This is a genomic window from Chryseobacterium koreense CCUG 49689 (assembly GCF_001045435.1).
Classification (GTDB): Bacteria; Bacteroidota; Bacteroidia; order Flavobacteriales; family Weeksellaceae; genus Kaistella; species Kaistella koreensis.
The window spans coordinates 1-702 of sequence record NZ_LFNG01000063.1 but is presented as its reverse complement, the minus strand read 5'-3'; the positions used below and the strand labels follow the sequence as shown (position 1 = coordinate 702).

General features: G+C 52.1%; 1 protein-coding gene. It reads left to right on the top strand.

Translation table 11 applies throughout. The annotated features are described in order from the left end of the window. Nucleotides 1-46: 46 nt before the first annotated feature. On the top strand, nucleotides 47-702 hold a 656-nt coding region (locus ACM44_RS14795), incomplete at its 3' end, for a transposase (RefSeq protein ID WP_241477200.1).

Genomic DNA, 702 nt, shown 5'->3' with positions numbered 1-702 from the left:
TTCCTCATCAAGGTCGTAACCCAGAAACAGGCGCACATCCAGACTGTTGCTGCGCTTCTGCAGCAACAGTCTGGATGTGCGCCTGTTTCTGGGTTACGACCTTGATGAGGAACTGCCGTGGCATTCCACGCTGAGCCGAACGCGTCAGCTGTTTGGCGAAGAACTGTTTCTGGAACTCTTCCGCAAAGTGCTTTCCCTGTGTGTGGAAAAAGGGATGGTGAGAGGCAAGCGGCAGGCGGTAGACTCCGCCTTCATCAAGGCCAATGCGAGTATGGACTCCCTGGTGGAAAAAGAAGTTCTGGAAGATGCTTCCGCCTTTGTGGATGAGCTGGAAGAAAACAGCGAATTTAAAACCACTTCCACCCGAAAGAAACTGGTAGAACAGCACCATGCCTGGAAAGAAGAAGCTTACAAAGGCATGCCCGGCAACAACAAAAGCGAAAGGAAAGATGAAGACGGCAACACCATCCGCCCCAAATTCCTCAGCAACCACACGCATTACAGCCCCACCGATCCCGATGCGAAGATCTCGGTAAAACCCGGCAAAGCCCGCCAGCTGAACTATGCCGGACAGTTGGCGGTGGATGATGCACACCACGTCATTACCGGCGCCTGCGCCAGTACCGCCGGAAGCAAAGACAGCATGATTTTTTCTGAAATAATGAATCAGACTTTAGAGAACTTCAGCCAAAGCAGAATGCA